The organism is Pandoraea sp. PE-S2T-3, assembly GCF_002179965.1.
In the GTDB taxonomy this organism is placed as follows: Bacteria; Pseudomonadota; Gammaproteobacteria; order Burkholderiales; family Burkholderiaceae; genus Pandoraea.
On record NZ_NGUQ01000001.1, the window covers coordinates 14,414 to 37,440 of the forward strand.

Here is a 23,027-nt window from a genome sequence, read left to right on the forward strand (position 1 = left end):
TAACTCCTGTTGCGTGTTGAACGAAATGCGTGAATCGAATACATGAATGATTGCGGTATGCGGGGCGGTCAATTCACCGCCTCGCCCCATCCCGCCCCGAGCGACTTGTAGAGCGCGATCGCGCTGCGCACCTCGCCGCCCTGACTCAACGCGAGCGCATCGCGCGCATGATTTGCCGTTCGTTGCGCGGTGAGCACCGGCAAGTAGCCGCTCAGTCCACGGCGATACAAGCGCGTCGCCCGGTCGAGGGCCTGCTGGCTGTCGCTCACCGCCGCCGCCAATGAAATCTGCCGCGCGCGTTCGCTGTTCAGCCCGGTGAGCGCATCTTCGACGTCGCGTAACGCCAGCCGCACGTCGCGCGCATAGGCCAGCCGTGCCGCGTCCGCCTGCGCTTGTGCTGCCGTAACACCCGCACGTGAGCGCCCGCCGTCGTAGAGCGACTGGCTCGCTTGCAACGCTACGGACCACGCGAGACTCGCGCCCGAGAACAGGTCACTCAGCAGACTGGCCGTCGTGCCAAGGCTCAGCGGAATGCTGAAGTGGGGAAAGCGCGTGGCCTCCGCGACACCGATCTGTGCCGTCGCGGCAGCCAACCTGCGCTCGGCGGCGCGCACGTCCGGGCGCTGACGCATCACCTCCGACGGCATCGACAACGGCAACGACGGCGCGACAGGCAATCGTGGCGACGGCTGCGCCAGCACCTCTCGCCAGTCCCCAGAGAAGCCGCCCGTCAGCACACCGATGGCATGGCTCAGCCGAGCGACTTCGGCGTCCAGTTGTGGCGGCAACGCTTGCGCCGTCTCGCGCTCGGCGCGCGCCTGCGCCGCGTCGGCCGACGTGCCGAGGCCATGCGCCAGCGCCCGTTCGGCAAGCTGCTCCCCTTGGCTCAGGTTGCGGATGTTTTCCTGCGCAATGGCGAGCCGCGCCTGCACCGTGCGCAACATGGCGTAGTCGGCGGCGAGCTCAGCAAGCAAGCTCACCTGTACCGCGTGCGCGTCGTCTGCCACCGCATCGATTTGCGCGTCGGCGGCTTCCACCGCGCGGCGCGTGCCGCCAAAGATATCGAGCTCCCAACTGGCGTCGAAGCCTGCTCGCCATGTGCGCGATCCACCAATGCCGGGCGGCCAGTCGAGGCGTTCGCTGGAACGCAGCGCTTGCCCGACACCGCCGACCGAGACTGTCGGCCCAAGTCCGGCGGCGATCTGAATGCGCTCGGCTCTCGCTTGGGTCAGCCGTGTTCGGGCAATCGCGAGATCCTGATTGCCCGCCAGCGCGGCATCGACCAGCCGGTCAAGTATCGGATCGTTGAACGATCGCCACCACGTGCGCAGTTGATCCTGCTGGGCAGCACCGAATGCGCCGCGCCCATCGTGCCCCTGTTGCGCTTCATGCCATTGCGACGGCACATCGATATGAGGGCTGCGGTAGTCGGGACCGAGTGTCGTGCAGCCAGTCGCCAGCACGGCAAGTGATGTGGCAAGGACCCTCGCTCGCAGCGGCGGACGGCGCCGGGAGCCGTTCGAAATCAAGACAGCGCTCATGACATCCACCGCATCAGCAGGCTGGCCAGCGCGCCTTTCGGTGCGGCGCCCTGCCCTGACGAGCCAACATCGACGCTGCATGTCATGCCGGCGGCCAGTACGATCCCCGGCGGCACGCGGTCGATGGCGACACGCACGGGAATGCGCTGCGCCAGACGCACCCAACTGAATGTGGGCTCAACGCTCGGCAGTCCCTGCGAATCCGGACGCTCGTTGGCATCGGTGATGCCGCGCCCGATGCTCGCAACGTGGCCGTCAATCAGGTCATCGAAGCCCATCAGCCGGATGCGTGCCGGTGCGCCCGGGCGAATGCCCCGCAGTTTCGTCTCTTCGAAATAGCCCGTGACCCAGAAGCTGTGGGCGTCGAGCAGCGCAATGCTGGCGTGTCCGGCAACAGCGTAATCGCCCGGCCGCAAACGCAAGTGAGTGACGTAACCGTCGACCGGCGCGCGCAATTCGGTGCGCGCAAGATCGAGTCGCGCGACGTCGAGCGCAACCTGTGCCCGGCGTTGATCCGCCACGGCAATCGCCACCGCCTGACCCGCGCGCTGAATCTCTTCGCCGGGCACGAGATCGTCCATCCCGCGCCGGCGTCGAGCGTCTTGTTGCTTCTGCTGCAAGACGGCGCTCGCCGCGCCCAACTGCGCCTCGGCCTGCGCGACGGCAAGTCGAAAACGCTCGGGATCGACGCGATACAACACGTCACCGCGCTGCACAAACTGATTGTCGACGACGGCCACGTCTTGCACGGTGCCGGAGATTTCCGGCGCAATGCGCACGACTTCGGCACTGACGCGCCCGTCGCGCGTCCATGGCGCGAGGACGTAAGCGCGCCACAGTGCAACGACAAGAACCACCGCCAGACAAAGCGCGACCAAGGTGCCCGCCGCTTTCGCGACCGGACGGAACCACAACGCACGATTAGACATAAAGCATCAAGACAGAAACCAGACAGAGGGAAATGGCGAACTCGAAGAGCGCCGGATGCCAAACGCGCCGCAACACGCCGGTGCGCGCAAGGACGAAGCGCACACCGAGGAAAAGCGGCACCGCAACGCAGGCATAAACAAAGAACGGCGGCAAATAAATGCCCGCCACGGCAACTTCACTGAGCATGGGTACGCCCCGGAGGCAACGTTGAGAAATAGCTGGCGTGAGCGTCGAGCAAGTCGGCGATATCGGTCAGCGCGGCTCGCTCGCCGGCAACACCTGCCGCCTCTGCCTGCGCTGCCGAAAGACGCCGTGCGGCATCACGGGCGTGACGCGCTGCCCGAGGCGGATCGTCCGCACGGCGCGCCATGCGCGCGAGGGCCGTCGCGATGATCTGGCGACACAAGGCATCACCACCCTTGCGTTGCAACCACGCGCGCAGGCGATGAATTTCGCGCCCGAGATGCAGGCTGGCCAGCGCATCCGCAATCGCTCGATCCATGGCGTCCGGCTGCGTCTTGAGCAACGCGCCCAACTGCGCAATCCGATGCTGTTGCCGGCGTTGCCAGACGTGTGAACTGTGTGAGGCGGCCGCATGACTTCCCACACGCAACAACTTCACGGCCTCATCTCGAATGCGCGCTCGCAGGCGTGCGATGTCACGAGGTAGCTGTCGCGGCAGGAACAGCCGGAAGCCCATCCATGCGAAGAGCGTGCCCAGCACCCACGCAATCGACCAATTCAGAAACAACGCGACGTCGTAGTGCATCGGGTTGTCGGCCCCCGTCAACGTGTTGAAGCCAACGAGGTACGCCAGCGCAGCAAGACCATGCTGCGGCATCGTCGTCGCGTAAATACCGGGCAGCCAGAACAAGGCCAGCACGACGAGCAACAGCGGCAGGCCTTCGATGTGCGGCAGCACGACGAACGCGCAGACAAACGCCGCCGGCACCGCGATCACCGTGCCCTTGACGAACTGGAACGCCCCGGCCGCCGGGTTGGGTGCCGTCGCAAGCAACGCACAGTAAGGTGCAACGATCAGCAGCATCATGTCGCCGTGCGGCCAGCCCGTGACGATCCAGAACGCGCCGGTGCAGACCAGTGTCAGCATGGCACGCAGGCCGTTTTGCCACGCGGCGCGAACGTCGCGATGGAAATGCACGGGGCGTACGAGGGACATGGGGGGCACGGATGTCCCCGGACGCGTTCGACGCAGCGACGTGAGGCCATCCAACGCGGCCAGATAGTCGTCAATCTGTTCGATCAGCCGGTCGACGGCGATGTGAAGCGCCGGGGGCGTCGATGACGTGACGCTCGACGGTGCATCTCGCGTTGCCGATAGACGCGCCCGCGCAGTGCGCAGGATGTCCACCGCTTTTGGCAGGCCGGTTTCACCCGCTGCCACGGCCTGCCCGGCCTCGCGCCACGTGGTGGCGAGCATGGACTGCATGCCGCGCCAATGCTGCGAGTGCTGCCAGTGCCGCGATTGATCGCGCTCGCGCTCCGTCGATGGCGCACCACCCGCCAGCGCCGCAAAAAGCGAGGCCATCGCGTGTCGCACGGCGTCCGCGCGATGGGCGAGATCGGACGATTCGGCCTTGCCGAGCGACAGCAAGTCGTCGACGCCGTAAATTTCCGCCATCAGTTGCCGACGCGCCGGTGCGATCCGTGACGTCGTTGCGCCGCTCGCGTCTGCGCTGCCAGCGTCATGCTGGGTGGCCAGCGCCTCGGCAACATTGGCCGACAAGCGGCCCAGCAACGCGTCCAGCTTGTTGCGCACACTGCGTCGGCTGAACAATGCCGACACCAGCCCCAGACACACGACGCCGATCATGACGGTCGAGCCCCGGCCGATCACATGCTCAAAAGTCAGTTGCGGATGTTGAAGCGCGCCGAACGTTGCCAGCCCGACGGTGTAGCCTGCGACCACCACGCCTGATGCCCGGAAGTGCCGGAGCAACGTCATGCCCGCCACACAAAGCCCTAGCCACAGGCCGAAGCCCAGCAGAAACAGCCATGGCATCTGCCCGAACGCGCTCATGAGCAGCACCGACACGACCATGCCCCCAAGCGTGCCGAGCACACGCCACGTCCCCTTGCCGATGACGGCGCCCTGAATGGGATTGATGACGAGCAAGACCGTCGATGCCGCCGAATACGGCATCTCCAGTTCCAGCGCATAAGCGACGACGAGCGCGAGCCACGCGGCGAGGATGGACCGTAAGACGTAGGTGGCGCGCGGCGAACTGAGATCGAACCGCCCGAGCAAGACCAGTAATCGGCCGGTCAGGCGGCCGGGCAGTGTTGCCACGGCATTCGTCGCCGTCTGCGATGACGCGGATTGCACGATGACCCTTTACCGAAGTGATGTTGATCACCACTGTAGGGGTCACCGCTATGCTGCGAAAAGTGACTTGATCGAAATTGACGAGTGCATCAGACGCAATGATTCTCAGACGGCAGCGGACAGATCCCCGCATAGCTCGCGAATCGTGCGGCGCAGCCACTGATGCGCCGGATCCGCCTGAAAGCGCGGGTGCCACGCCTGCGTGAGCACCACGGTCTCCAGTGGCACCGGCAGATCGAACGCGCGAATGCGCATGCCCGCCGAGACGGCGCTCTGGGCAAGATCGGACGGCAACGCCAGCAACAAGTCCGAGTCTTGCAGCGCAAACAGTGCCGTGAACGGGGTCGAGACTACGAGCGCCACGTGGCGGCGAAGGCCGAGCCCGTCGAGTGCCGTATCGATCGGCCCCGCAAACTTCCCTCGCCGCGATACCCCGATATGCCCCCAGCGAGTGATTCGCTCGGGCGTAATGTCCTCGTCGAAGATCGGGTGATCGTCGCGCGCGATGCCCACAAAGCGCGTGGTGAACAGCGATTGCACCCGGATTTCCGGTCCGAGCTGGCGCGAGGCGCTGATGAAGAGATCGATGCGTCCACTGCGCAACGCTTCGTCGTCGATGTCGTCCTCTTCGGGGGCGAAACGCAGCATCGCGCGCGGCATCTCGTTGGACATCGCTTCCAGCAGGCGGCCCGAATGCATGCCGACGAAGATATCGTTGGCGCGCACGTTGAAGCGTCGCTCCAGCGTTTTCAGATCGACTTCCGCACTCGGCGAAAGGACCTGTGTTGCCTGCTCGACGGCCAGCCTGACCTGCTCACGCAACGCCAGCGCGCGTGGCGTCGGTACCAGCTTGCGACCGGCCTGCACGAATACCGGGTCGCCCAGCGTTTCGCGGATACGACTGAGCGTGCGGCTCATCGCCGGCGGGCTCAGATGCATACGCCGGGCGGCGCCCACGACGCTCCCTTCCTCCAGCAGAATGTCGAGCGCGTGAAGCAAATTCAGATCGGGGTAGGCCATGGCAGGTGAGTGTTTTCGATTGCGTTTGGCGAAATCCTAACCCGCGAAGCGTGTCTCCTGCAAAAGCCAATCGCGCACATTCGCCACCTGCCCCGCGTGACGCTGGCGACGCGGCGACACGATGTAGAAGCCCGCGCCCGTGCGCAATTCGGCATCGAAGAGGCGTACGAGCCGCCCGGCCGCGACGTCCGGGGCAACAAAGTCCATGTGGGCGAGGGCCAGCCCCTGCCCGGCGACAGCGGCGTCGATCGCAAGTGCGGTCTGGTTGAATCGGATGTTTTTCGCGACCGAGGGAAGTGACTTCGGCATCGCCTGATCGAGGAACTGCGGCCACGCGTTGTGCGCATCGTGCAGCAAGGCGTGGCCGTGAAGCGTGCCCGCAGGCCCGGGATGCCCGGCGGTAGCGAGCAATTGCGGGCTGGCGACGGCGACCTGCACTTCTTCGAACAGCAACTCCACACTCACGCCACCACCGAACGGCGGGCGGCCATAGCGCACGGCGAGGTCGACGGCGTCGGCCTGAAAATGCGACAGCCGGTCGGTCGCGAGAATGCGCAGATCAATGTCGGGATGCGTAGCGAGAAACGCCGGAAGCCTCGGAATCAGCCACTTGGCCGCGAACGTCGGCGTCACGCTGATCGTCAGCCGAAGCGGCTCCGGCCGCAACGCCTGCGTCGCTTCGCTGAGCACTTCGAACGCTCGGCGCACGCTGCTGGAATAGCGTCGGCCATTCTCCGTGAGCGAGAGTGTGCGCGGATGGCGCTCGAACAACTTCATGCCCAACTCGGCTTCCAGTCCCCGAATCTGTTGCGCGACGGCGCCCTGCGTCACGCCCAATTCCTCGGCGGCAATACGAAAATTCAGATGCCGGCTCGCGGCCTCGAAGGCGCGCAAGGCATTGAGCGATGGGAGACGGCCAAACGCTTCGGACATGGTGTAGTTTTTCTACTGTATCAAGCGTTGAAATCTGGTGCATCGACCAGGACGTGGGATGTTACGCTTTCATCCGTGGATTTCGTGAATTTCTTGGTTTATGAGCGTCGGGACGCCATGATGGCTGCCGCCGATGCATCTGGAGGATAGCAGCATGACTGTAGAAAAAGTGGCGTTGGTGACCGCCGGCGGTAGCGGCATGGGTGCAGCGGCAGCGCGCCGGTTGGCGGCAGACGGTTACAAGGTCGGCATTCTGTCGTCGTCCGGCAAGGGCGAGGCGCTGGCCGCCGAGTTGGGCGGCGTGGGGGTCACGGGCTCAAACCAGTCGGTGGAGTCGCTACAGCAACTGGTCGATGCCGCCGTCTCGCGTTGGGGCCGTATCGACGTGCTGGTCAACAGCGCCGGGCACGGTCCGCGCGCGCCGATTCTCGAAATCAGCGACGACGACTGGCATCGCGGGATGGATACGTATCTGATGAACGTGATTCGTCCGACGCGGCTGGTGACGCCGATCATGCAGAAGCAGCAAGCGGGCGCGATCATCAATATCTCGACGGCTTGGGCCTTCGAGCCGAGCGACATGTTCCCGACATCGGCCGTGTTCCGGGCGGGGCTCGCATCGTTCACGAAGCTGTTTGCCGACAAGTACGCGAAGGACAACGTGCGGATGAACAATATCCTGCCCGGCTGGATCGACAGCCTGCCGCAACAGGACACGCGCCGCGACAGCGTGCCGATGCAGCGCTACGGCAAGGCCGAGGAAATTGCCGCAACGGTGGCGTTTCTGGCGTCGGAAGGCGGCGGCTATATCACCGGCCAAAACATTCGGGTGGATGGCGGACTGACGCGCTCGGTGTAAGCCTCCCTCGCGCGCACGAAAAAGCCCCGCCATGTCTTGTCATGGCGGGGCTTTCTTTCTGAGGCGGCGTACTGACGTTCCCGATAGGCGCTATGCCCGGTCACCCAGCACCGTGGCACGCGTGAATTCCTCGATGTTGTCCAGCAGCGCGTCGAGCGCTTCACCGGCCCGCTTCACTTCTCCGGCGGCAATCGCTTCGGCCACTTCGGCGTGCAGACGCGCCATCGTCGGCAAGTCGGCCGCTTCCTTGTAGTGGTAGTACCAGAAACGGCGTGACAGGCCGTGCAGCAAACGCATCGCACCTTCGGCGAATTCGTTGCGCGCAGCAACCAGACACAACTCATTGAAGTCGCGGTCGGCCCGGACGAACTCCACATCCTTGCCGCTGCGTGCAGAACTCTTGAATTCCTTCGCCAGACGCGTGAAATGCTCGCGCTGTTCGGCAGTCGCCTTCTTCGCGGCGCTTCTGGCGATCAGCCGTTCCACTTCGCGCCGTGTTTCCAACAGCCGCAACTGCTTGCCCACATCCATCGGCGGCACGAGCAGCCCGCGCTGCGGCAGCACCACGATCAGATGTTCGCGGGCCAGCCGCTGAATCGCCTCGCGAATCGGCGTGCGGCCAAAGCCCGTCATTTCGCTCAACTGCAACTCCGACATGGTCGAGCCCGGCGCGAGCCGCAGCGTCACGATCGCCTCTTCAATCCATTCGTAAGCGCGATCGACCATGTGACCGCGAGGGATCGCTTCCACGCGCGGATCCGGCGTTGCCGCTTCTGCTTTTTCCTTACGTGGTGTCGCTTTTTTTGTCGCCATTGGGTCGGGGTTCAGAGCAAATATTAATTGTATATCACTTGCTTCTACGTCCTCTCCCGACGCCCCTCCCCTGCACTACCCCGGGCTTTCCCGGTGTCGGTACTGCTTGCCCGATCAAACTGATATGCTATTATTCATCAACTAATATATTACTCAAACAAAAGGCTTGTCATGGAGATTCGGCGCGTAGGAACGTCCGACGGCTTTCCGGTGGTGGCCCTGCACGGCATTCAGGGGACGAACGATTCCTGGGTGCCGCTGGCGACCGCGCTCGGCGACGCTTTCGAGTTCATTCTTCCGAATCTGCCCGGCAGAGGTGATGCGGCATTTCCGGCGTCTGCAAAGGCGTGCAGCGCGGACGCCTTCGCGCAGCTCGCCGGTGACGTCATCGCACAGGAAATCGGCGCTCGCCCCTACGTGCTGGCCGGCTGGAGCATGGGCGTGTCCGTCATCTTCGAACTGATGGCACAACTGGCGAATGGCACAGCACGACACGCGCCGCCGGTGGCCGTCATGCTGATGTCCGGCACCGCGCAATTGAATGAAGTGCGCTGGTTCGAGGCGTCCGAAGAGAGCGCGCTACGCGACGAGATACGGCAGCGGGAGATCCGTCTGGGGCTCAAACGCGCGGCTCACCCGCAGGTTGTGGCGTGGACTTGGCAGGCGCTCAAACCTGTCTCGCATCTCGCGCATCTGACTCACGTCACCATGCCCGCCCTCATCGTTCACGGCAGCGACGACGAAGACTGCCCGGTCGCGCACGCCCATCGCATGCATGAGGGCATTCGTGACGCGACGCTGCATGTGATTCCCGGCGCGCGCCATTCCCTTCTGACGCAGAACACGCAAGCCGTCGGTGTCGCCGTTCGGGCCTTCCTGTCCCGGCACAGTGCGCCGTCGCAGCCCCCGTTCAACCGAAAGGAAAATTCATGAGAATCGATGACTGCATCCACTTTTGTGCGCCCTCCCGGCTCATCATCGAACTGGGTTATCGCCACAAGCTTCCCCAACTGCTGCACAGTCTTGGCTACCGACGGGGCCTGCTCGTCACCGACCGCTTCTTCGCCGACAAAACGTCTTGGGTGAGCGACTACGTGGCGGCGTGCGCACAGCTTGGGGTCCACGTGGATGTTTACACCGGCGGCCAACCCGACCCCACCACCGACCTTTGCGATCAAGCCACCGTTGAACTGCGCCACATACTCGACGGGCAACGCCCCGATCATGTGGTGTCGCTGGGCGGCGGCAGCAACATCGATCTAGCCAAAGCGCTGTGCGTCACGCTCCCCGACGGGCGCCCCATTCGCGACTTCGGCGCGGGTGTCACCAGTGACTCGCCTGTCATCGACCATATCTCGGTGCCGACTACCGCCGGCACCGGCTCGGAGCTCACGCCGGGCACCATCCTGTTCGACCCGGCGACCGGCATCAAGACGGCCGTGATGGACAACCGCCTGCGCCCCGTCATCGCCGCCGTTGACCCCGAACTGACGTTCACCTGTCCGCCCAAGGTCACGGCCGAGTCCGGCATCGACGCCCTGACGCATGCGCTCGAATCGTTCGTCACGCTCGACTCCAGCCGGTTCGACCGCAACGGCAGCGCCGACCCGGGTTACAGCGGCCGCAGCGGCCTCACGATGCTCTTTGCCCGTGAGTCGATCCGGCTGGCGGCCGCGTATTTGCTGCGCTGCTATGAGAATGGCAACGACGTGGAGGCGCGCGTCGGCATGTGCTACGCGAGCGTCTATGCCGCGATGTCTTACGGCAGTGCGGGGCTCAACGCGGTCCACGGCATTGCTTACGGGGTTGCAGCCCTCACGCACAAATCCCACGGCGCCACGAACGCGGTGGTGCTGCCATATGCCATCGATCTCTTGCGCGAATCGCGCCACGCCGAGTTGCTGGAAGTCGCCCGAATGTTCGGCATCGACGACGCCGATGACGTGCAAGCCGTTCGCGCGCTGCCCCGCCTGCTGCGCGATCTCGTCGGCAAGTTGGGCATCCCTACCGATCTCAACGCGTTCGGCATCGCGCGTGCATCACTGAAAGACCTGCTCTCCGATTCACTCGGCGTGACTCGGTTGGCCAAAGCATTCCCCATCGGGAATATCGAAGAAGGCTATGCGCAAATCATCGACAACGCATGGCAAGGAGCGCTTCGAGACGAGAAGGCAGAGAGACTGACAGCCGCCTGATTGCGACGAATCGACTCGATTCGCGCTTTCACGGCTGCCCCCGCAAAGACACTACACATCAACGACCGGACTACCGGCCGCTTTGCGTCTCGATGTCTAATATGTTAGTTGATTATCAGCAACATGTATTGGAGGAGACACCCCTATGAATATGTCCGCAGCCGCGTCGCGGCTAGGTGTTGACGTGGTCGCCCGGCTTGAGCGGCTACCGATGACCCGTTATCAGCGCAGCCTTTTCTCGATCATTGCCACGGCTTGGTTTTTCGATTCGATGGATCTCGGATTGATGACGTTCGTGCTGGGCTCGATCAAGGCAGAGTTCGGTCTCTCCGCGTCGCAAGCCGGGCTGCTTGCCAGTTCAAGCTTCCTCGGGATGTTTGTGGGTGCTGCGACAGCGGGCTTGCTGGCCGACAAGTTCGGCAGAAAACCGATCTTCCAGATCAGCATGATTTTCTGGGGTGTCGGCAGCCTGATGTGCGGCTTCGCGCACAACGTTGATTCGCTGATGTTGTACCGCGTGCTGCTCGGCTTCGGCATGGGCATGGAGTTCCCGATCGGCCTGTCGATGGTCTCCGAGATCGTGCCGGCCAAGAGCCGTGGCAAGTATGTGGCCATTCTGGAGGGATTCTGGCCCATCGGCTTCATTGCTGCGGGCGTGTTCGCCTACTTCATGCTGCCCGTGATCGGCTGGCGCGGCATCTTCATCGCGTTGGCGGTCCCGGCGGTCTTCGTGTTCGTCATCCGGCGCATGGTGCCGGAGTCGCCCCGCTGGCTGGAAGACACCGGGCGCATGAAAGAAGCGGCCGACGTCATGAATCTCATCGAAGCCAAGGTGGAAAAGGCCTACGGGCACAAGCTGCCCGAGCCGGTCATCACCGCAAGTGCGCCGCGCGTTCAGTCTGATCGCAAGGCGCTCTTCGCCGAGATCTGGCGCGGCATCTATGCCAAACGCACGGTCATGCTGTGGACCACTTGGTTCTTCGCCCTCCTCGGTTACTACGGGCTGACGACGTGGCTCGGCGCGCTGCTGCAACAAGCCGGTTACGAGATCACCAAGTCGGTGCTCTATACCGTCTACATCTCGCTCGCCGGCATTCCGGGCTTCCTCTTTTCTGCATGGTTGCTGGAGAAATGGGGACGCAAGCCGACGTGTGCCCTGATGTTGCTGGGCAGTGCCGTGGCGGCCTATCTGTATGGGCAGGCAGCGGGCCACAAAGCGCCCATCGAGCAGTTGATCGCCGCGGGTCTCATGATGCAGTTCTTCCTCTTCGGCATGTGGTCCGTGCTGTACGCCTACACGCCCGAGCTCTACCCCACCCGCATGCGCGCCACCGGTTCCGGCTTCGCGTCTTCCATCGGACGCGTCGGGTCGCTGGCCGGCCCCTTCGCCATCGGTGTGCTGCTGCCGACGTGGGGACAAACGGGCGTATTCACCATGGGCGCCCTCTCCTTCGTCATCGCCGCGCTGGCCGTGCTGTTGCTCGGTGTCGAAACCAAGGGGCGATCGCTGGAGGACGTGTCGCATTAGTCGCGCACTTGTTAATTTTTCATCGTTCAAACGCAGGAGACTCGCCGTGATTACCGAGCGTCAATTGAAGTTCAGAGAGCAGTACAAGTCCGATATCAGCCCGATGTACAACGGTCTCCTGCACATCGTCGTGATGTACATCGTGGCCATTGGTGCAGTGACTTACGCGGTAAGCCGGTTGCAGCAGCCGACGTGGGAATGGTTGTTGATCGTGCCGGTGTTTTTGGCGGGCAACTTCGTCGAGTGGTTCATGCACAGGTTCGTGATGCATCGGCGCGTGGATGTCTGGGGTTTGCGCGAGATCTACAACCGCCATACGCGGCAGCACCACCAGTACTTCACCGATCAGTTGTCGACGATCGACACTACGCGCGAATTCCGGATCGTGTTTTTTCCGTGGCGTGTGCTGATTACGCTCGGGGTGGGCGGCGGCGTCTTCGGCTACGTGACTTCGCTGATTCTGAACACGAATGCGGGCTGGATGGTTTTCCTGACGATGGTCGGCCAGTATGTGATCTATGAGACCTTTCACTATTGCTGCCACTGTCACGAGAACTGGTTCGTGCGCAACATGCCGTTTATCAATACCATTCGCCGCCATCACACCGCTCATCACAACATGGGCATCATGATGAAATACAACATGAACCTGACGTTTCCGATTGCCGACTGGTACATGGGAAGCAGCGATTTGCGGCGCGGTTTGCTCGGCCATCTGTTCAACGGCTATAGCGAGAAGCACATTAAGGCGGAGCTCAAACCCATCATCGCGAAGTTCAGGGACGATCACTCTCAGGTCACGCTCGATGGCCCGATCCTTACGGAGGAAGAGCGCAAGGCGATGACAGCTTTCTGAGCGCACGGCTTTGGTAGAATCTGGCGCACACCGAGCGCTAGATAAGATAAGAGACCTTCATGATCGATCGACGTCAGTTCGTCCGCTATGGGTTGGGTGCCATGGCCGCCACATCGCTGTCCCGATTCGCCTACGCGGACGATACCGAAAAGAAGGTCTTTCTCGATTACACGCAGAAGCAGTTGGACGACGCCTACACGCAGACCGTGTGGGCGCCCAACGCCAAGCAGGTGATCGACGGCTATGCACGGACCAGCGAGGAAGTGCGTCAGAAGTTGCCGCCGACGACTTATTCGTACGGCAGCAAGGCGTCGGAAAATCTCGATGTCTTTGCACCGGCGGGTGCGCGCAATCTGCCCGTCATGGTGTTCATCCACGGTGGCGCGTGGCAGATGCTCTCCAAAGACGACAGTTCTGGCCCGGCGCCGACGTTTGTTGGTGCGGGAGCGATCTATGTCGCGATCAATTTCGACAATATGCCGGGCAACACGCTGCCCGGTATGGTCGATCAATGCCGCCGGGCGCTGGCTTGGGTCGGTGCCAACGCGCGGCGCTTCGGGGGCGACCCTGAGCGCGTTTATGTTTCGGGACATTCGTCCGGCGGTCATCTGACGGCGGTGATGCTCACCACTGACTGGAAGGCGCATGGTGCGCCTGCGCAGTTGCTCAAGGGTGGCGTTGTGATGAGCGGGATGGGCGACCTTGCGCCGGTCGTCATGTCGGTACGTGGGAAGTACGTGACGCTGAGCCCGGCACAGGTGATTGAATTCAGCCCGATGAAGCAACTGGACAAGGCCAATTGTCCCGCGCTGGTGGCGTGGGGGACATTGGAGAGTCCGGAGTTCAAACGCCAGAACCGGGAGCTTGCCGATGCACTGGCCGATCGTGCGCGGCTCGCTGGGGTGTTCCGGGTGCGAGGCGCAAACCACTTCGAAGTGGTTAATGAGTTGAATCGGCCCGATTCGGAGTTGTCGCGAGCGACGTTGGCGTTGATGAATATTTGATGCCGGCGGTCGACCCGGTGCCGAGCCCCAGCGCCAAGTTATTTGTAGTTCAGTAATTCTGTGATTCTTGATTTAGAGACGTATGCAAACTGTTGCCGTGCTTGACTTCGAAACGACGGGCCTGTCGCCCACGCAAGGTGACCGGGCCACCGAAATTGCCGTGGTGCTGTGGCGTGACGGGCAAATCGTCGACCGCTATCAGAGTCTGATGAACGCGGGACGACGCATTCCGTCCGACGTGGTGGCACTTACCGGCATCACGAACGACATGATCGCGTCAGCGCCGCCCGTGTCGAAGGTCATGCGCGAGGCGGTCGCGTTCGTGGGCAACTGTCCTGTCGTTGCGCACAATGCCGGGTTCGACAAGCGGTTCTGGCAGGCGGAGCTTGCGTTGCTCGGCACCCCGGCGAATCACGCGTTCGCGTGCACGATGCTGACGGCGCGCCGGATCTATCCCAATGCAGTGAATCACCGGCTCTCGAGCTTGGCGGCGATGCTGCAACTGCCGCAAACCGGACGCGCTCACCGGGCGATGGTGGACGCGGAAATGACGACGCATCTCTGGCAACGGATGCAGAACGATATCTCGCGGACTTATGGCCTTGCCCGCGTCGATCACGCACTGATTTCTCGCGTGCAAGTCACGAGCAAGGACAAGGTGCCGATGTTGTTGAGGACGTTGGCGGCGGGTGGGTAAGGTTCAGCGTCTTGCTGAATGGGTGAGGCCGATACCGGGCAGCAAAGCTTCGAGGTTGACGGTCTCTGCCATTGCACGATTTCCCTCGTCACCCGGGTGCAGGTGATCCCCGGAATCGAACCGTGTGTTCATTCGGGACGGATGCGTAGCGTCGCGCAGTGCTGCGTCGAAGTCGATGACGGCATCGAAAGCGCCGCCGTGACGAATCCACGCGTTCACCCGCTGACGTAGTGCGTCCTTTTCAGGCTGGTAGTAGTTATCAAGCGGCGTGCCGGGCAACGCGCCCTCGAACGGCGTGAGCGTCGCGCCGATCACGCGAATGCCTCGGTCGTGTGCCTGCGCGATCAGTTGGCGGTAGCCCGCCGTCAAGGCATCGAATGTCGGAAGCGCGCTGGTTGGCGCGAAAGCCGTCCCCGGCCATGAGATGTCGTTGATGCCCAGCATGACGACGACGCTCTTCACACCCGGCTGCGCGAGCACGTCGCGATCGATTCGCGCCAACGCATTCACCCCCATACCGTCGGACAACAGTCGAGCGCCCGAAATACCGGCGTTGACAACGCCCACTCCATATGGCGCCAAGCGAGCCGCCAGAAAATCGGGCCACCGGCTGTCCTTGTCGAGGCTGGCGGTCGCGCCATCCGTGATGGAATCACCGATGACTGCAATCGTTTGCGTGGTCGATGGTGCTTCGACGAGTACCCCGCTCAGCAGCGCGCGCGCTGTGGTGCTTTCCGCTTTCGGCCCTGACGCTGGCGGTGTCGCCACCGTCGTCTGGTCGCCGGCAACGATCCAACCGGTTTGGCGGCCGTCCCAATGGAAGGTGGTCACCGGGGTGTTCTCCGGCAAATACACGCTCACCGTCACCTGCCGGAGTGCGGGCACGGCCAACGCAACAGGGTCGCTGATCAACGATGCGCCGGGCAGGATCGTGGCCGTTTCGTGCCCGCCGAAGGTAGTGGTACGCAGGCTGTCATTGATAAATGCGCCATCCCCATTCGCCGCAGACAACGCGATCGTGGCCTTGCCCACGACGAGCGGCTGCTTTCCGTATGCATTGGACAAGACGATGCGTACCCGCTTCCCGCCCAGACTGACACGAGCTACCTGACGTACGGTCTGATCACGCAGTGTTGCCGGGATGTTGGTGGGAAACAGGAAGTCAGCGCCCCATACGGGCTGCGGGCTGGCGGTCCATGTGGTGATCCAAGTTGCGTCGGCAGCGCTTGCCTGCGCAGAGGAAACCGCTGCGCCAGTCGTTAGCGCCAAGGCCAGCATCGCGTTGGTCGAGGATTTTGAGACGATTTTCATATTGGTGAATTCAATGTCAATACAGGTGTTAATCATGAATTCAACGACACCTATGGACTAGACTGTCTCCGGTACAAATATTCATGACTTGAATTCACCGAGGAGGTCGTCGTGGCACGTCTTGAGGTCAACCGGTCCGGCGAGTTGGAAGTGTTCGTTCGCGTTATCAAACTGGGCGGCTTCGCGGCGGCGGCGCGTGCCAGCGGGATGACGCCGTCTGCCGTCAGCAAGCTCGTGGGGAGACTGGAAGGTCGTCTCGGGACTCGGCTGATCAACCGGTCTACTCGACAGCTTCAACTGACGCCGGAAGGCTGCGCATTCTATGAGCGCGGTATTCAGGTGTTGGCCGATCTGGACGAAGCCGAACGTTACGCCAGTGCGCAAGTCACGCCTCGCGGCAGATTGCGGGTCAACGCGAATGTGCCGTTCGCGCATCACTTCTTGTTGCCACTCGTTCCCGAATTCCTTGAGCGCTATCCCGATGTCTCGCTGGATATCGTGCTGACCGATGAAGTCATCGACATCCTTGAGCAGCGCACGGACGTCGCAGTTCGTGCGGGTCCGCTCAAGAGTTCCAGCCTCATGGCGCGCAAGCTCGGTCAGACGCGCATGGTGATTGTTGGAGCGCCCAGCTATCTGGCGCGTCGCGGGACGCCGATGACGCCAGACGAATTGCAGCAACACAATCTGCTCGGGGCGAATTACGTGCGAGCGCAGCCGGGGTGGCCGTTTCGGGTTGATGGTATTGACACCGTGTTCCCCGTCACCGGGAACGCGCAGGCCAGCGACGGTGAAGCGTTGCACCGTCTGGCAGTTGCGGGGCTTGGTTTGGCATGCCTCGCCGCCTTTCAAGTGCGAGAAGACATCGCCGCCGGGAGACTGGTGCCGCTACTCGAAGCGTTCAATCCGGGGGAGATGGAGGAAGTCCATGCGGTGTTTGTTGGGCAAGGTGGTCACCTGCCCTTGCGAGTGCGTGCGCTTCTGGATTTTCTTGCCGAGCGGGTCAGCATTAGTGAGGACTATTGAGCGGAACGAATGAAAAAACGGCTTGGCAATTGAATTGCCAAGCCGTTTCTCATTCGCTACCGAGCTAATCTCCTAACTGCGTGAAGATTTTCACTCCCATTCAATCGTCGCCGGCGGCTTACCCGAGATGTCATAAACAACCCGGTTCAAACCACGCACTTCGTTAATAATACGGTTCGAGACCTTGCCGAGCAAATCGTGCGGCAAGTGTGCCCAATGCGCCGTCATGAAGTCTTGCGTCTGCACCGCGCGCAGTGCCACCACCCACTCATACGTGCGGCCATCGCCCATCACGCCCACGCTCTTCACCGGCAGGAACACCGCGAACGCCTGGCTCGTCAGTTCATACCAAGTCTTGCCGCTGTTCGGCTCGACCGTGTTGCGCAGCTCTTCGATGAAGATCGCATCGGCACGGCGCAGCAGGTCGGCGTACTCCGACTTCACTTCGCCCAGAATACGAACGCCCAGACCCGGGCCCGGGAACGGGTGGCGATACACCATATCGTGCGGCAAACCCAGCGCCACACCCAACTCGCGCACTTCGTCCTTGAACAGATCACGCAGCGGTTCCAGCAGCTTCAGACCCAGCGTTTCCGGCAGGCCACCCACGTTGTGGTGGCTCTTGATCGTCGTCGCCTTCTTCGTCTTCGCACCGCCCGACTCGATCACGTCCGGATAGATCGTGCCCTGTGCCAGCCACTTCGCGTTCTTCAGCTTCTTCGCTTCCGCCTGGAACACTTCCACGAACTCGCGGCCGATGATCTTGCGCTTCTGCTCCGGATCGGTCACGCCCTTCAGGTGACCCATGAACTGCGCCGACGCGTCCACATGCACCACCTTCGCGTGCAGACGGCCCTGGAACATTTCCATCACCATCTGGCCTTCGTTCAGGCGCAGCAGACCGTGGTCAACGAACACGCACGTCAGTTGATCGCCAATCGCGCGGTGAATCAGCGCCGCCGCGACGCTCGAATCGACACCGCCCGACAGACCCAAAATCACTTCCTCGTCACCCACTTGCTCGCGAATGGCCTTCACAGCCTCTTCGATGTGGTCGCGCATGATCCAGTCCGGCTTGGCACCCGCGATCTGGAGCACAAAGCGCTCCAGCAACTCGCGGCCCTTCACCGTGTGCGTGACTTCCGGGTGGAACTGCACTGCGTAGTAGTTGCGCGCCACGTCGGCGATACCGGCAATCGGGCAGCTCGGCGTCGATGCCATCAGCTCGAAGCCCGGCGGCAGTTGCGTCACCTTGTCGCCATGGCTCATCCACACCTTGAGCATGCCGTGGCCTTCGGCGGTACGGAAATCCTCAATACCTTCGAGCAGCGGCGTATGCGCATGCGCACGCACTTCGGCATAGCCGAACTCGCGATGGTCGCTGGCCTCGACCTGACCGCCCAACTGCACCGTCATCGCGAACATGCCGTAGCAAATGCCCAGCACCGGCACACCCAGTTCCCAGACGGCCTGCGGTGCGCGCAGGTCCTTATCTTCGTACGTGCTCGCGTGGCTGCCCGACAGAATGACGGCCTTCGGGTTGAATTCGCGGATGAATTCGTCCGAAACGTCGTTCGGATGGATCTCGCAGTAGACGTGCGCTTCGCGAACGCGGCGTCCAATGAGCTGGGTGACTTGCGAGCCGAAGTCAAGAATGAGGATTTTGTCGTGCATCGTGAGGTACGGATGAAGTGGATTCGTTGGACGTCGGCGCCGTGGCGGAAGGCACGGGCGTGACAATGCCGGTGGCGCCTACAGGCTCGACCGGTGTAGCGGGTGCGGAGCCGCCGCGAGGCGTCTCCATGCGCGGCTCAGCGCGCGTGCCTCGGGCCTCGTCGGCCCGGGCATCGGGGTAGTCGTACGGAACGGTGTCGCGTGCATCGCGTGCATCGCGTGAATCACGTGAGGCCCGGCCTGCGCCATCAGTCACGACGCCGCCACGCACCCGCTCAGTGGACTGCTGTGCCGCCTTCACACGCTCTTTCGTGCGTACGCTGGAGGCCAGCTTGACGAGAATTGCGCCAATCACGAGCAACACGCCGCCGAGCGCCGGCATCAACAACTTGCCGCCGCCCGTGACCGGCAATTGCCCGGAAATCAGCCAGCCCAGCACGAACGCACCAATGACCCAGTTGATGTGCCCCGTCACTTTCGCGACGGTCGACGTCAACTGGCCATTCACGGTGGCGTGCCATTGCAGCCAGGCCACACCGATGAATGCCACACCCAACGCCTGCGCATAAAGCACAGGCGATGGCGCAGGCACCTCGATGGCTGCATACAGCGAGGACCAGAACGACGCAATCAACAGCACGCCAAGTGCCAGATTCAACGCCGCATCGAGGAACAGTACCGTACGCAACATGGCCTTCATGGGCAATTACTCCACGTGGTAGTTGGGGGCTTCCTTCATGATCTGAACATCGTGAACATGCGACTCGCGCATGCCGGCAGACGTGATTTCCACAAACTCGGCACGGTTGTGCAGGTCTTCGATCGACGGGCAACCCAGATAGCCCATCGACGAGCGAATACCGCCAGTCAACTGGTGAATGATCGCCAGCACACTACCCTTATACGCCACTCGACCCTCGATGCCTTCCGGCACGAGCTTGTCGGCGTTGTTGGCCGGGTCCTGGAAGTAACGGTCAGCCGCGCCATCCTTCATCGCGCCCACCGAACCCATGCCGCGGTAGCTCTTGTACGAACGGCCCTGATACAGGAACACTTCGCCCGGGGCTTCTTCCGTGCCCGAGAACATGCTGCCCATCATCACGGTGTGTGCACCGGCCGCCAGCGCCTTGGCGATGTCACCCGAGTAACGGATACCACCGTCCGCGATCAGCGGCACGCCAGTGTCCTTCAATGCCTTGGCCACATTGGCAATCGCCGTGATCTGCGGCACGCCAACGCCTGCCACGATACGCGTCGTGCAGATCGAACCCGGGCCGATACCGACCTTGACGGCGTCTGCGCCATGTTCGACCAGCGCCAGTGCGGCACTCGCCGTGGCAATGTTGCCGCCGACAACTTCGATTTGCGGGAAATGCTTCTTGACCCATTGCACGCGGTCCAGCACGCCTTGGCTGTGGCCGTGTGCCGTGTCGACCACGATGACGTCAACGCCGGCGGCTACCAGCAGTTCGACGCGCTCTTCGTTGTCCGGGCCCACGCCGACCGCCGCGCCAACGCGCAGCTTGCCGTGTTCGTCCTTGTTCGCGAGCGGGTGCTCGGTCGCCTTGGTGATGTCCTTGACGGTCATCAGGCCGCGCAGCTCGAACGCATCGTTCACGACCAGCACGCGCTCAAGGCGGTGGCTGTGCATCAGATGCTCGGCGTCGGCCGGCGAGGCGCCTTCAGGCACCGTGATCAGCTTGTCCTTCGGCGTCATGATCGCGCGCACCGGCTCATCCAGACGCTTCTCGAAACGCAAGTCGCGGTTGGTAACGATACCGATCAGTTGGGCGCCTTCGACCACCGGGAAACCGGAAATGCCATGCTGGTTCGACAGCGCAATCACGTCGCGCACCTTCATGTGCGGCGGAATCGTGATCGGGTCGCGCACCACGCCAGACTCGAAACGCTTGACCTTGGCGACTTCGCGCGCTTGCTCGGCCGGCTTCAGGTTCTTGTGAATAATGCCGATACCGCCCTGCTGGGCCATGGCAATCGCCAGGCGAGCTTCGGTCACCGTATCCATGGCGGCCGACAGCAAAGGCATATTCAAAGTGATGTTGCGCGTGAGCTTGGTTTTCAGGCTGGTGTCGCGCGGGAGAACGACCGAGTGGGCCGGGACGAGGAGCACGTCATCGAAAGTGAGTGCTTTTTGGATCAGACGCATGGCAAATCCTATAGGCGCAAAACCGAATTATACAGAAATCGCGCGATCGATGGCACGTCTACCCCATATGTCAAGGGGCTTTTTCCCCGATCAATTTCTCAACCGGGCCGGGTGCCGGATTCCACAATTAACGCCCGCTGAGCCCATGCTATTCTTGCGCCCTCCCGGATGGCACTGGCCATCGCCACGACCGGCCCGTCAGCCTCACCGGCTAACACGCCCGTCACCCTTCACTCTTCTACGGACAACAGGCGCGAACTTCATGGGCCAAGGCATTTCTTTCGGACTGGCAGCAGGCGCCCTCTGGGGACTGGTATTTCTCGCCCCGCGCCTGCTTCCCGGCTTTTCGCCCCTCGAATTGTCCGCCGCGCGCTACGTGCTCTACGGCCTCGTGTCCGCCCTGCTGCTCGCCCCGCTTTGGGCGCGCCTGCGACATTCGGTCACAGGCAATGACTGGCGTGCGCTTTTCCGGCTGAGTCTGGTCGGGAATCTGATTTATTACCTGTTTCTCGCCGGCGCCGTCCAGATGGCCGGCATTGCGCCCGCGTCGCTAATCGTCGGCGTGCTGCCGGTGACGGTGACGCTGGTCGGCAGCCGGGACCAAGGCGCCCTGCCCCTGTCACGGCTGGTCGGTCCGCTGGCGCTGGTGGCGGCCGGGATCGTCTGTATCAATGTGGATGTCTTTGCGCACGCCACGGCCAACGGTGGCGACTGGCGGCTGACGCTGCTCGGCATTCTCTGCGCCGTCGGGGCGTTGGTGAGCTGGACCTGGTATGCGGTCGCGAATGCACGCTATCTGGCGCGCTTCGGCCACTTCACGAGTCAGGAATGGTCGCTGCTGACGGGGGTCGCGACTGGCGTGCTCGCCCTAGTCTTGGCAGTGCCCGCCGTCTTGCTGCCGCATCCGGTGGCGGCCGATGTGCCGCGTGACTGGCAGATGTTCATTCTGGTGAACATTGCCGTGGCCGTCGGCGCATCGACGATTGGCAACGCGTTCTGGAATGCTGCCAGCCGGCGCCTGCCGCTGACGCTGTCGGGTCAGATGATCGTGTTTGAAACGCTGTTCGCGCTGGTCTACGGGTTCATTTACGAACACCGGTTGCCGCGCCTATTGGAAGTGGCCGCCGTCGTGCTGCTACTGGCCGGGGTGAGCGCCTCAGTGCGGTTGCATGCGCGTGGCTCCGCGCACTGACAGCGTTGAGTTCTCTAGATTTTCGAAGTATCTGAAGTCGGGGCCGCCCTCACGCGCGGCCACAGCGACTGTGATCAGCTGCCGCGACGGCTGCCGAGCCACTTCTGGCCCTCCCGGCTGCCTTCGTTGCGAACCTTGTCGACGCGACGCTGGCGGGCGAGTTTCGGATCCGCCTTGAGCGGGCGGTAGATTTCCACGCGATCGCCCGCCTCTACGGCCGCGTCGAGCGCCCGCACCTTGCCGAACACGCCCGCTTTCATGCGAGCCAAATCCAGTTCGGGGAATTGTTTCAGCAGACCGCTACGCTCGATGGCATCGCCCACGGTCGCGCCTTGCGGCAGCGTGAGCGCGACGATGGCCTGAGAATTGGGCAGCGCGTAGCAAACTTCGATGGCAAGCTCAGCGGACATAAACCGCCTCCGCGCGCTTGACGAAGGCGTCGACGAATGTATTCGCGATATGGCTGAACACGGGACCGATGACCTTTTCGAGCAGAAAATTCGCAAATTCGTAGTGCAGGCCGAATTCGATCTTGCAGGCGTTCTCGCGCAGCGGCGTGAACTTCCACGTGCCATGGAAACGCTTGAAAGGCCCTTCGACGAAGGTCATCTGGATGGAGTGCGGACGCTCCTGAATATTGCGCGTCGCAAACGAATGCTTCAGGCCCTTGAAGTCGATGAGCAGCGACGCCTCCATGCTGTGCTCGTCCTGGTGCCGAATATCGACACCGCCGCACCAAGGCAGAAATTTGGGGTAATCGGCGACATTGGTCACCAGATCGTACATTTGCTCAGCAGAGAAATGCACGAGAACGGTTTTGCTGACTTCGGCCATCGTCTGTCGGGCAAGGTGGGCGTTTGCGCGTGAGCGCATCGATCAAGAATCGACACGCCTGCGTCGTGGGCCGCCCCTTGCCGAGACTCTTTGTTAAAAT

Annotated in this window: 22 protein-coding genes; 9 read left to right on the forward strand and 13 right to left on the reverse strand. The window is 62.6% G+C overall.

The window, feature by feature from the left end; genetic code table 11:
* Positions 1–68: 68 nt before the first annotated feature.
* The 6 genes from CDV46_RS00085 to gcvA all read right to left on the reverse strand — a co-directional run bounded on the left by CDV46_RS00085 (position 69) and on the right by gcvA (position 6,771).
* Positions 69–1,541, reverse strand: coding sequence for an efflux transporter outer membrane subunit (locus tag CDV46_RS00085; RefSeq protein ID WP_087721451.1), 1,473 nt, complete (start codon positions 1,539–1,541; stop codon positions 69–71).
* Positions 1,538–2,470 (reverse strand): efflux RND transporter periplasmic adaptor subunit, encoded by a 933-nt coding sequence (locus CDV46_RS00090; RefSeq protein WP_087689078.1) that lies wholly within the window; start codon positions 2,468–2,470, stop codon positions 1,538–1,540. Before CDV46_RS00090 ends, CDV46_RS00085 begins: the two co-directional genes overlap by 4 nt.
* A complete protein-coding gene (locus CDV46_RS00095; protein WP_087689079.1) occupies positions 2,463–2,657 on the reverse strand; it encodes a DUF1656 domain-containing protein in 195 nt (64 codons plus the stop codon). Before CDV46_RS00095 ends, CDV46_RS00090 begins: the two co-directional genes overlap by 8 nt.
* The gene (locus CDV46_RS00100) at positions 2,647–4,782 is read right to left on the reverse strand and encodes an FUSC family protein (protein ID WP_254915881.1); all 2,136 of its coding nucleotides are present in this window, start codon (positions 4,780–4,782) and stop codon (positions 2,647–2,649) included. The genes CDV46_RS00095 and CDV46_RS00100 overlap by 11 nt, the downstream gene beginning before the upstream one ends.
* 141 nt (positions 4,783–4,923) lie before the next feature.
* Entirely contained in the window at positions 4,924–5,838 is a 915-nt protein-coding gene (locus CDV46_RS00105; protein ID WP_087721453.1) for a LysR family transcriptional regulator, read from the reverse strand.
* A 36-nt stretch (positions 5,839–5,874) separates the two neighbouring features.
* Positions 5,875–6,771 (reverse strand): transcriptional regulator GcvA, encoded by an 897-nt coding sequence (gene gcvA, locus CDV46_RS00110; protein ID WP_087721454.1) that lies wholly within the window; start codon positions 6,769–6,771, stop codon positions 5,875–5,877.
* 154 nt (positions 6,772–6,925) lie between these two features.
* On the opposite strand from gcvA, the gene CDV46_RS00115 reads away from it, so the two are divergent.
* Entirely contained in the window at positions 6,926–7,630 is a 705-nt protein-coding gene (locus CDV46_RS00115) for an SDR family oxidoreductase (RefSeq protein ID WP_087721455.1), read from the forward strand.
* Positions 7,631–7,720: 90 nt separating this feature from the next.
* Here the strand turns inward: CDV46_RS00115 and CDV46_RS00120 are convergent, their stop codons facing one another.
* A complete protein-coding gene (locus CDV46_RS00120; RefSeq protein WP_087689084.1) occupies positions 7,721–8,443 on the reverse strand; it encodes a GntR family transcriptional regulator in 723 nt (240 codons plus the stop codon).
* A gap of 171 nt (positions 8,444–8,614) precedes the next feature.
* Between CDV46_RS00120 and CDV46_RS00125 the strand changes: the two genes are divergently transcribed.
* The 6 genes from CDV46_RS00125 (at position 8,615) to CDV46_RS00150 (ending at position 14,723) form a co-directional block, all read left to right on the forward strand.
* Positions 8,615–9,376 carry an alpha/beta fold hydrolase gene (locus CDV46_RS00125; protein ID WP_087721456.1) on the forward strand — a complete coding sequence of 254 codons (762 nt, stop codon included), beginning with the start codon at positions 8,615–8,617 and terminating at the stop codon, positions 9,374–9,376.
* Positions 9,373–10,638 (forward strand): iron-containing alcohol dehydrogenase, encoded by a 1,266-nt coding sequence (locus tag CDV46_RS00130; RefSeq protein ID WP_087721457.1) that lies wholly within the window; start codon positions 9,373–9,375, stop codon positions 10,636–10,638. Before CDV46_RS00125 ends, CDV46_RS00130 begins: the two co-directional genes overlap by 4 nt.
* Before the next feature lie 145 nt (positions 10,639–10,783).
* Complete coding sequence (locus CDV46_RS00135) at positions 10,784–12,166, forward strand: MFS transporter (protein WP_087721458.1); 1,383 nt, start codon at positions 10,784–10,786, stop codon at positions 12,164–12,166.
* A gap of 46 nt (positions 12,167–12,212) precedes the next feature.
* Complete coding sequence (locus CDV46_RS00140; protein ID WP_087689088.1) at positions 12,213–13,022, forward strand: fatty acid hydroxylase; 810 nt, start codon at positions 12,213–12,215, stop codon at positions 13,020–13,022.
* Positions 13,023–13,081: 59 nt separating this feature from the next.
* The gene (locus CDV46_RS00145) at positions 13,082–14,026 is read left to right on the forward strand and encodes an alpha/beta hydrolase (RefSeq protein WP_217896706.1); all 945 of its coding nucleotides are present in this window, start codon (positions 13,082–13,084) and stop codon (positions 14,024–14,026) included.
* An 82-nt stretch (positions 14,027–14,108) separates the two neighbouring features.
* A complete protein-coding gene (locus CDV46_RS00150) occupies positions 14,109–14,723 on the forward strand; it encodes a 3'-5' exonuclease (protein WP_087721459.1) in 615 nt (204 codons plus the stop codon).
* Between the two features lie 3 nt (positions 14,724–14,726).
* Here CDV46_RS00150 and CDV46_RS00155 read toward each other — a convergent pair whose 3' ends face one another.
* Positions 14,727–16,034, reverse strand: a complete 1,308-nt coding sequence (locus CDV46_RS00155) for an SGNH/GDSL hydrolase family protein (RefSeq protein WP_254915882.1) — start codon at positions 16,032–16,034, stop codon at positions 14,727–14,729.
* A 111-nt stretch (positions 16,035–16,145) separates the two neighbouring features.
* On the opposite strand from CDV46_RS00155, the gene CDV46_RS00160 reads away from it, so the two are divergent.
* Positions 16,146–17,060 carry a LysR family transcriptional regulator gene (locus tag CDV46_RS00160; protein WP_087721460.1) on the forward strand — a complete coding sequence of 305 codons (915 nt, stop codon included), beginning with the start codon at positions 16,146–16,148 and terminating at the stop codon, positions 17,058–17,060.
* 90 nt (positions 17,061–17,150) lie between these two features.
* Here CDV46_RS00160 and guaA read toward each other — a convergent pair whose 3' ends face one another.
* From guaA to guaB, 3 genes are read right to left on the reverse strand one after another with little or no spacing between them, the layout of a single operon-like run.
* On the reverse strand, positions 17,151–18,734 hold the full coding sequence (gene guaA / locus CDV46_RS00165; protein WP_058378957.1) for a glutamine-hydrolyzing GMP synthase: 1,584 nt from the start codon (positions 18,732–18,734) through the stop codon (positions 17,151–17,153).
* On the reverse strand, positions 18,709–19,434 hold the full coding sequence (locus CDV46_RS00170) for a hypothetical protein (RefSeq protein ID WP_087721461.1): 726 nt from the start codon (positions 19,432–19,434) through the stop codon (positions 18,709–18,711). The genes guaA and CDV46_RS00170 overlap by 26 nt, the downstream gene beginning before the upstream one ends.
* Positions 19,435–19,440: 6 nt before the next feature.
* Positions 19,441–20,901: an IMP dehydrogenase gene (gene guaB, locus CDV46_RS00175; RefSeq protein ID WP_058378959.1), complete on the reverse strand. Its 1,461-nt coding sequence runs from the start codon at positions 20,899–20,901 to the stop codon at positions 19,441–19,443.
* Positions 20,902–21,163: 262 nt separating this feature from the next.
* On the opposite strand from guaB, the gene CDV46_RS00180 reads away from it, so the two are divergent.
* Entirely contained in the window at positions 21,164–22,093 is a 930-nt protein-coding gene (locus CDV46_RS00180) for a DMT family transporter (RefSeq protein WP_087721462.1), read from the forward strand.
* Positions 22,094–22,167: 74 nt separating this feature from the next.
* Here the strand turns inward: CDV46_RS00180 and CDV46_RS00185 are convergent, their stop codons facing one another.
* Positions 22,168–22,503: an RnfH family protein gene (locus tag CDV46_RS00185; RefSeq protein ID WP_087689093.1), complete on the reverse strand. Its 336-nt coding sequence runs from the start codon at positions 22,501–22,503 to the stop codon at positions 22,168–22,170.
* Entirely contained in the window at positions 22,493–22,927 is a 435-nt protein-coding gene (locus tag CDV46_RS00190; protein WP_058378962.1) for a type II toxin-antitoxin system RatA family toxin, read from the reverse strand. The genes CDV46_RS00185 and CDV46_RS00190 overlap by 11 nt, the downstream gene beginning before the upstream one ends.
* Positions 22,928–23,027: the final 100 nt, after the last annotated feature.

Coding starts and splice junctions, on each gene's coding strand:
- gcvA (WP_087721454.1), bottom strand. CDS start 6,771: ATGTCCGAAGCGTTTGGCCGTCTCCCATCGCTCAATGCCTTGCGCGCC.
- CDV46_RS00145 (WP_217896706.1), top strand. CDS start 13,082: ATGATCGATCGACGTCAGTTCGTCCGCTATGGGTTGGGTGCCATGGCC.
- CDV46_RS00135 (WP_087721458.1), top strand. CDS start 10,784: ATGAATATGTCCGCAGCCGCGTCGCGGCTAGGTGTTGACGTGGTCGCC.
- CDV46_RS00120 (WP_087689084.1), bottom strand. CDS start 8,443: ATGGCGACAAAAAAAGCGACACCACGTAAGGAAAAAGCAGAAGCGGCA.
- CDV46_RS00150 (WP_087721459.1), top strand. CDS start 14,109: ATGCAAACTGTTGCCGTGCTTGACTTCGAAACGACGGGCCTGTCGCCC.
- CDV46_RS00105 (WP_087721453.1), bottom strand. CDS start 5,838: ATGGCCTACCCCGATCTGAATTTGCTTCACGCGCTCGACATTCTGCTG.
- CDV46_RS00190 (WP_058378962.1), bottom strand. CDS start 22,927: ATGGCCGAAGTCAGCAAAACCGTTCTCGTGCATTTCTCTGCTGAGCAA.
- guaB (WP_058378959.1), bottom strand. CDS start 20,901: ATGCGTCTGATCCAAAAAGCACTCACTTTCGATGACGTGCTCCTCGTC.
- CDV46_RS00180 (WP_087721462.1), top strand. CDS start 21,164: ATGGGCCAAGGCATTTCTTTCGGACTGGCAGCAGGCGCCCTCTGGGGA.
- CDV46_RS00155 (WP_254915882.1), bottom strand. CDS start 16,034: ATGAAAATCGTCTCAAAATCCTCGACCAACGCGATGCTGGCCTTGGCG.
- CDV46_RS00115 (WP_087721455.1), top strand. CDS start 6,926: ATGACTGTAGAAAAAGTGGCGTTGGTGACCGCCGGCGGTAGCGGCATG.
- CDV46_RS00130 (WP_087721457.1), top strand. CDS start 9,373: ATGAGAATCGATGACTGCATCCACTTTTGTGCGCCCTCCCGGCTCATC.
- CDV46_RS00085 (WP_087721451.1), bottom strand. CDS start 1,541: ATGAGCGCTGTCTTGATTTCGAACGGCTCCCGGCGCCGTCCGCCGCTG.
- CDV46_RS00185 (WP_087689093.1), bottom strand. CDS start 22,503: ATGTCCGCTGAGCTTGCCATCGAAGTTTGCTACGCGCTGCCCAATTCT.
- CDV46_RS00125 (WP_087721456.1), top strand. CDS start 8,615: ATGGAGATTCGGCGCGTAGGAACGTCCGACGGCTTTCCGGTGGTGGCC.
- CDV46_RS00090 (WP_087689078.1), bottom strand. CDS start 2,470: ATGTCTAATCGTGCGTTGTGGTTCCGTCCGGTCGCGAAAGCGGCGGGC.
- CDV46_RS00095 (WP_087689079.1), bottom strand. CDS start 2,657: ATGCTCAGTGAAGTTGCCGTGGCGGGCATTTATTTGCCGCCGTTCTTT.
- CDV46_RS00170 (WP_087721461.1), bottom strand. CDS start 19,434: ATGAAGGCCATGTTGCGTACGGTACTGTTCCTCGATGCGGCGTTGAAT.
- guaA (WP_058378957.1), bottom strand. CDS start 18,734: ATGCACGACAAAATCCTCATTCTTGACTTCGGCTCGCAAGTCACCCAG.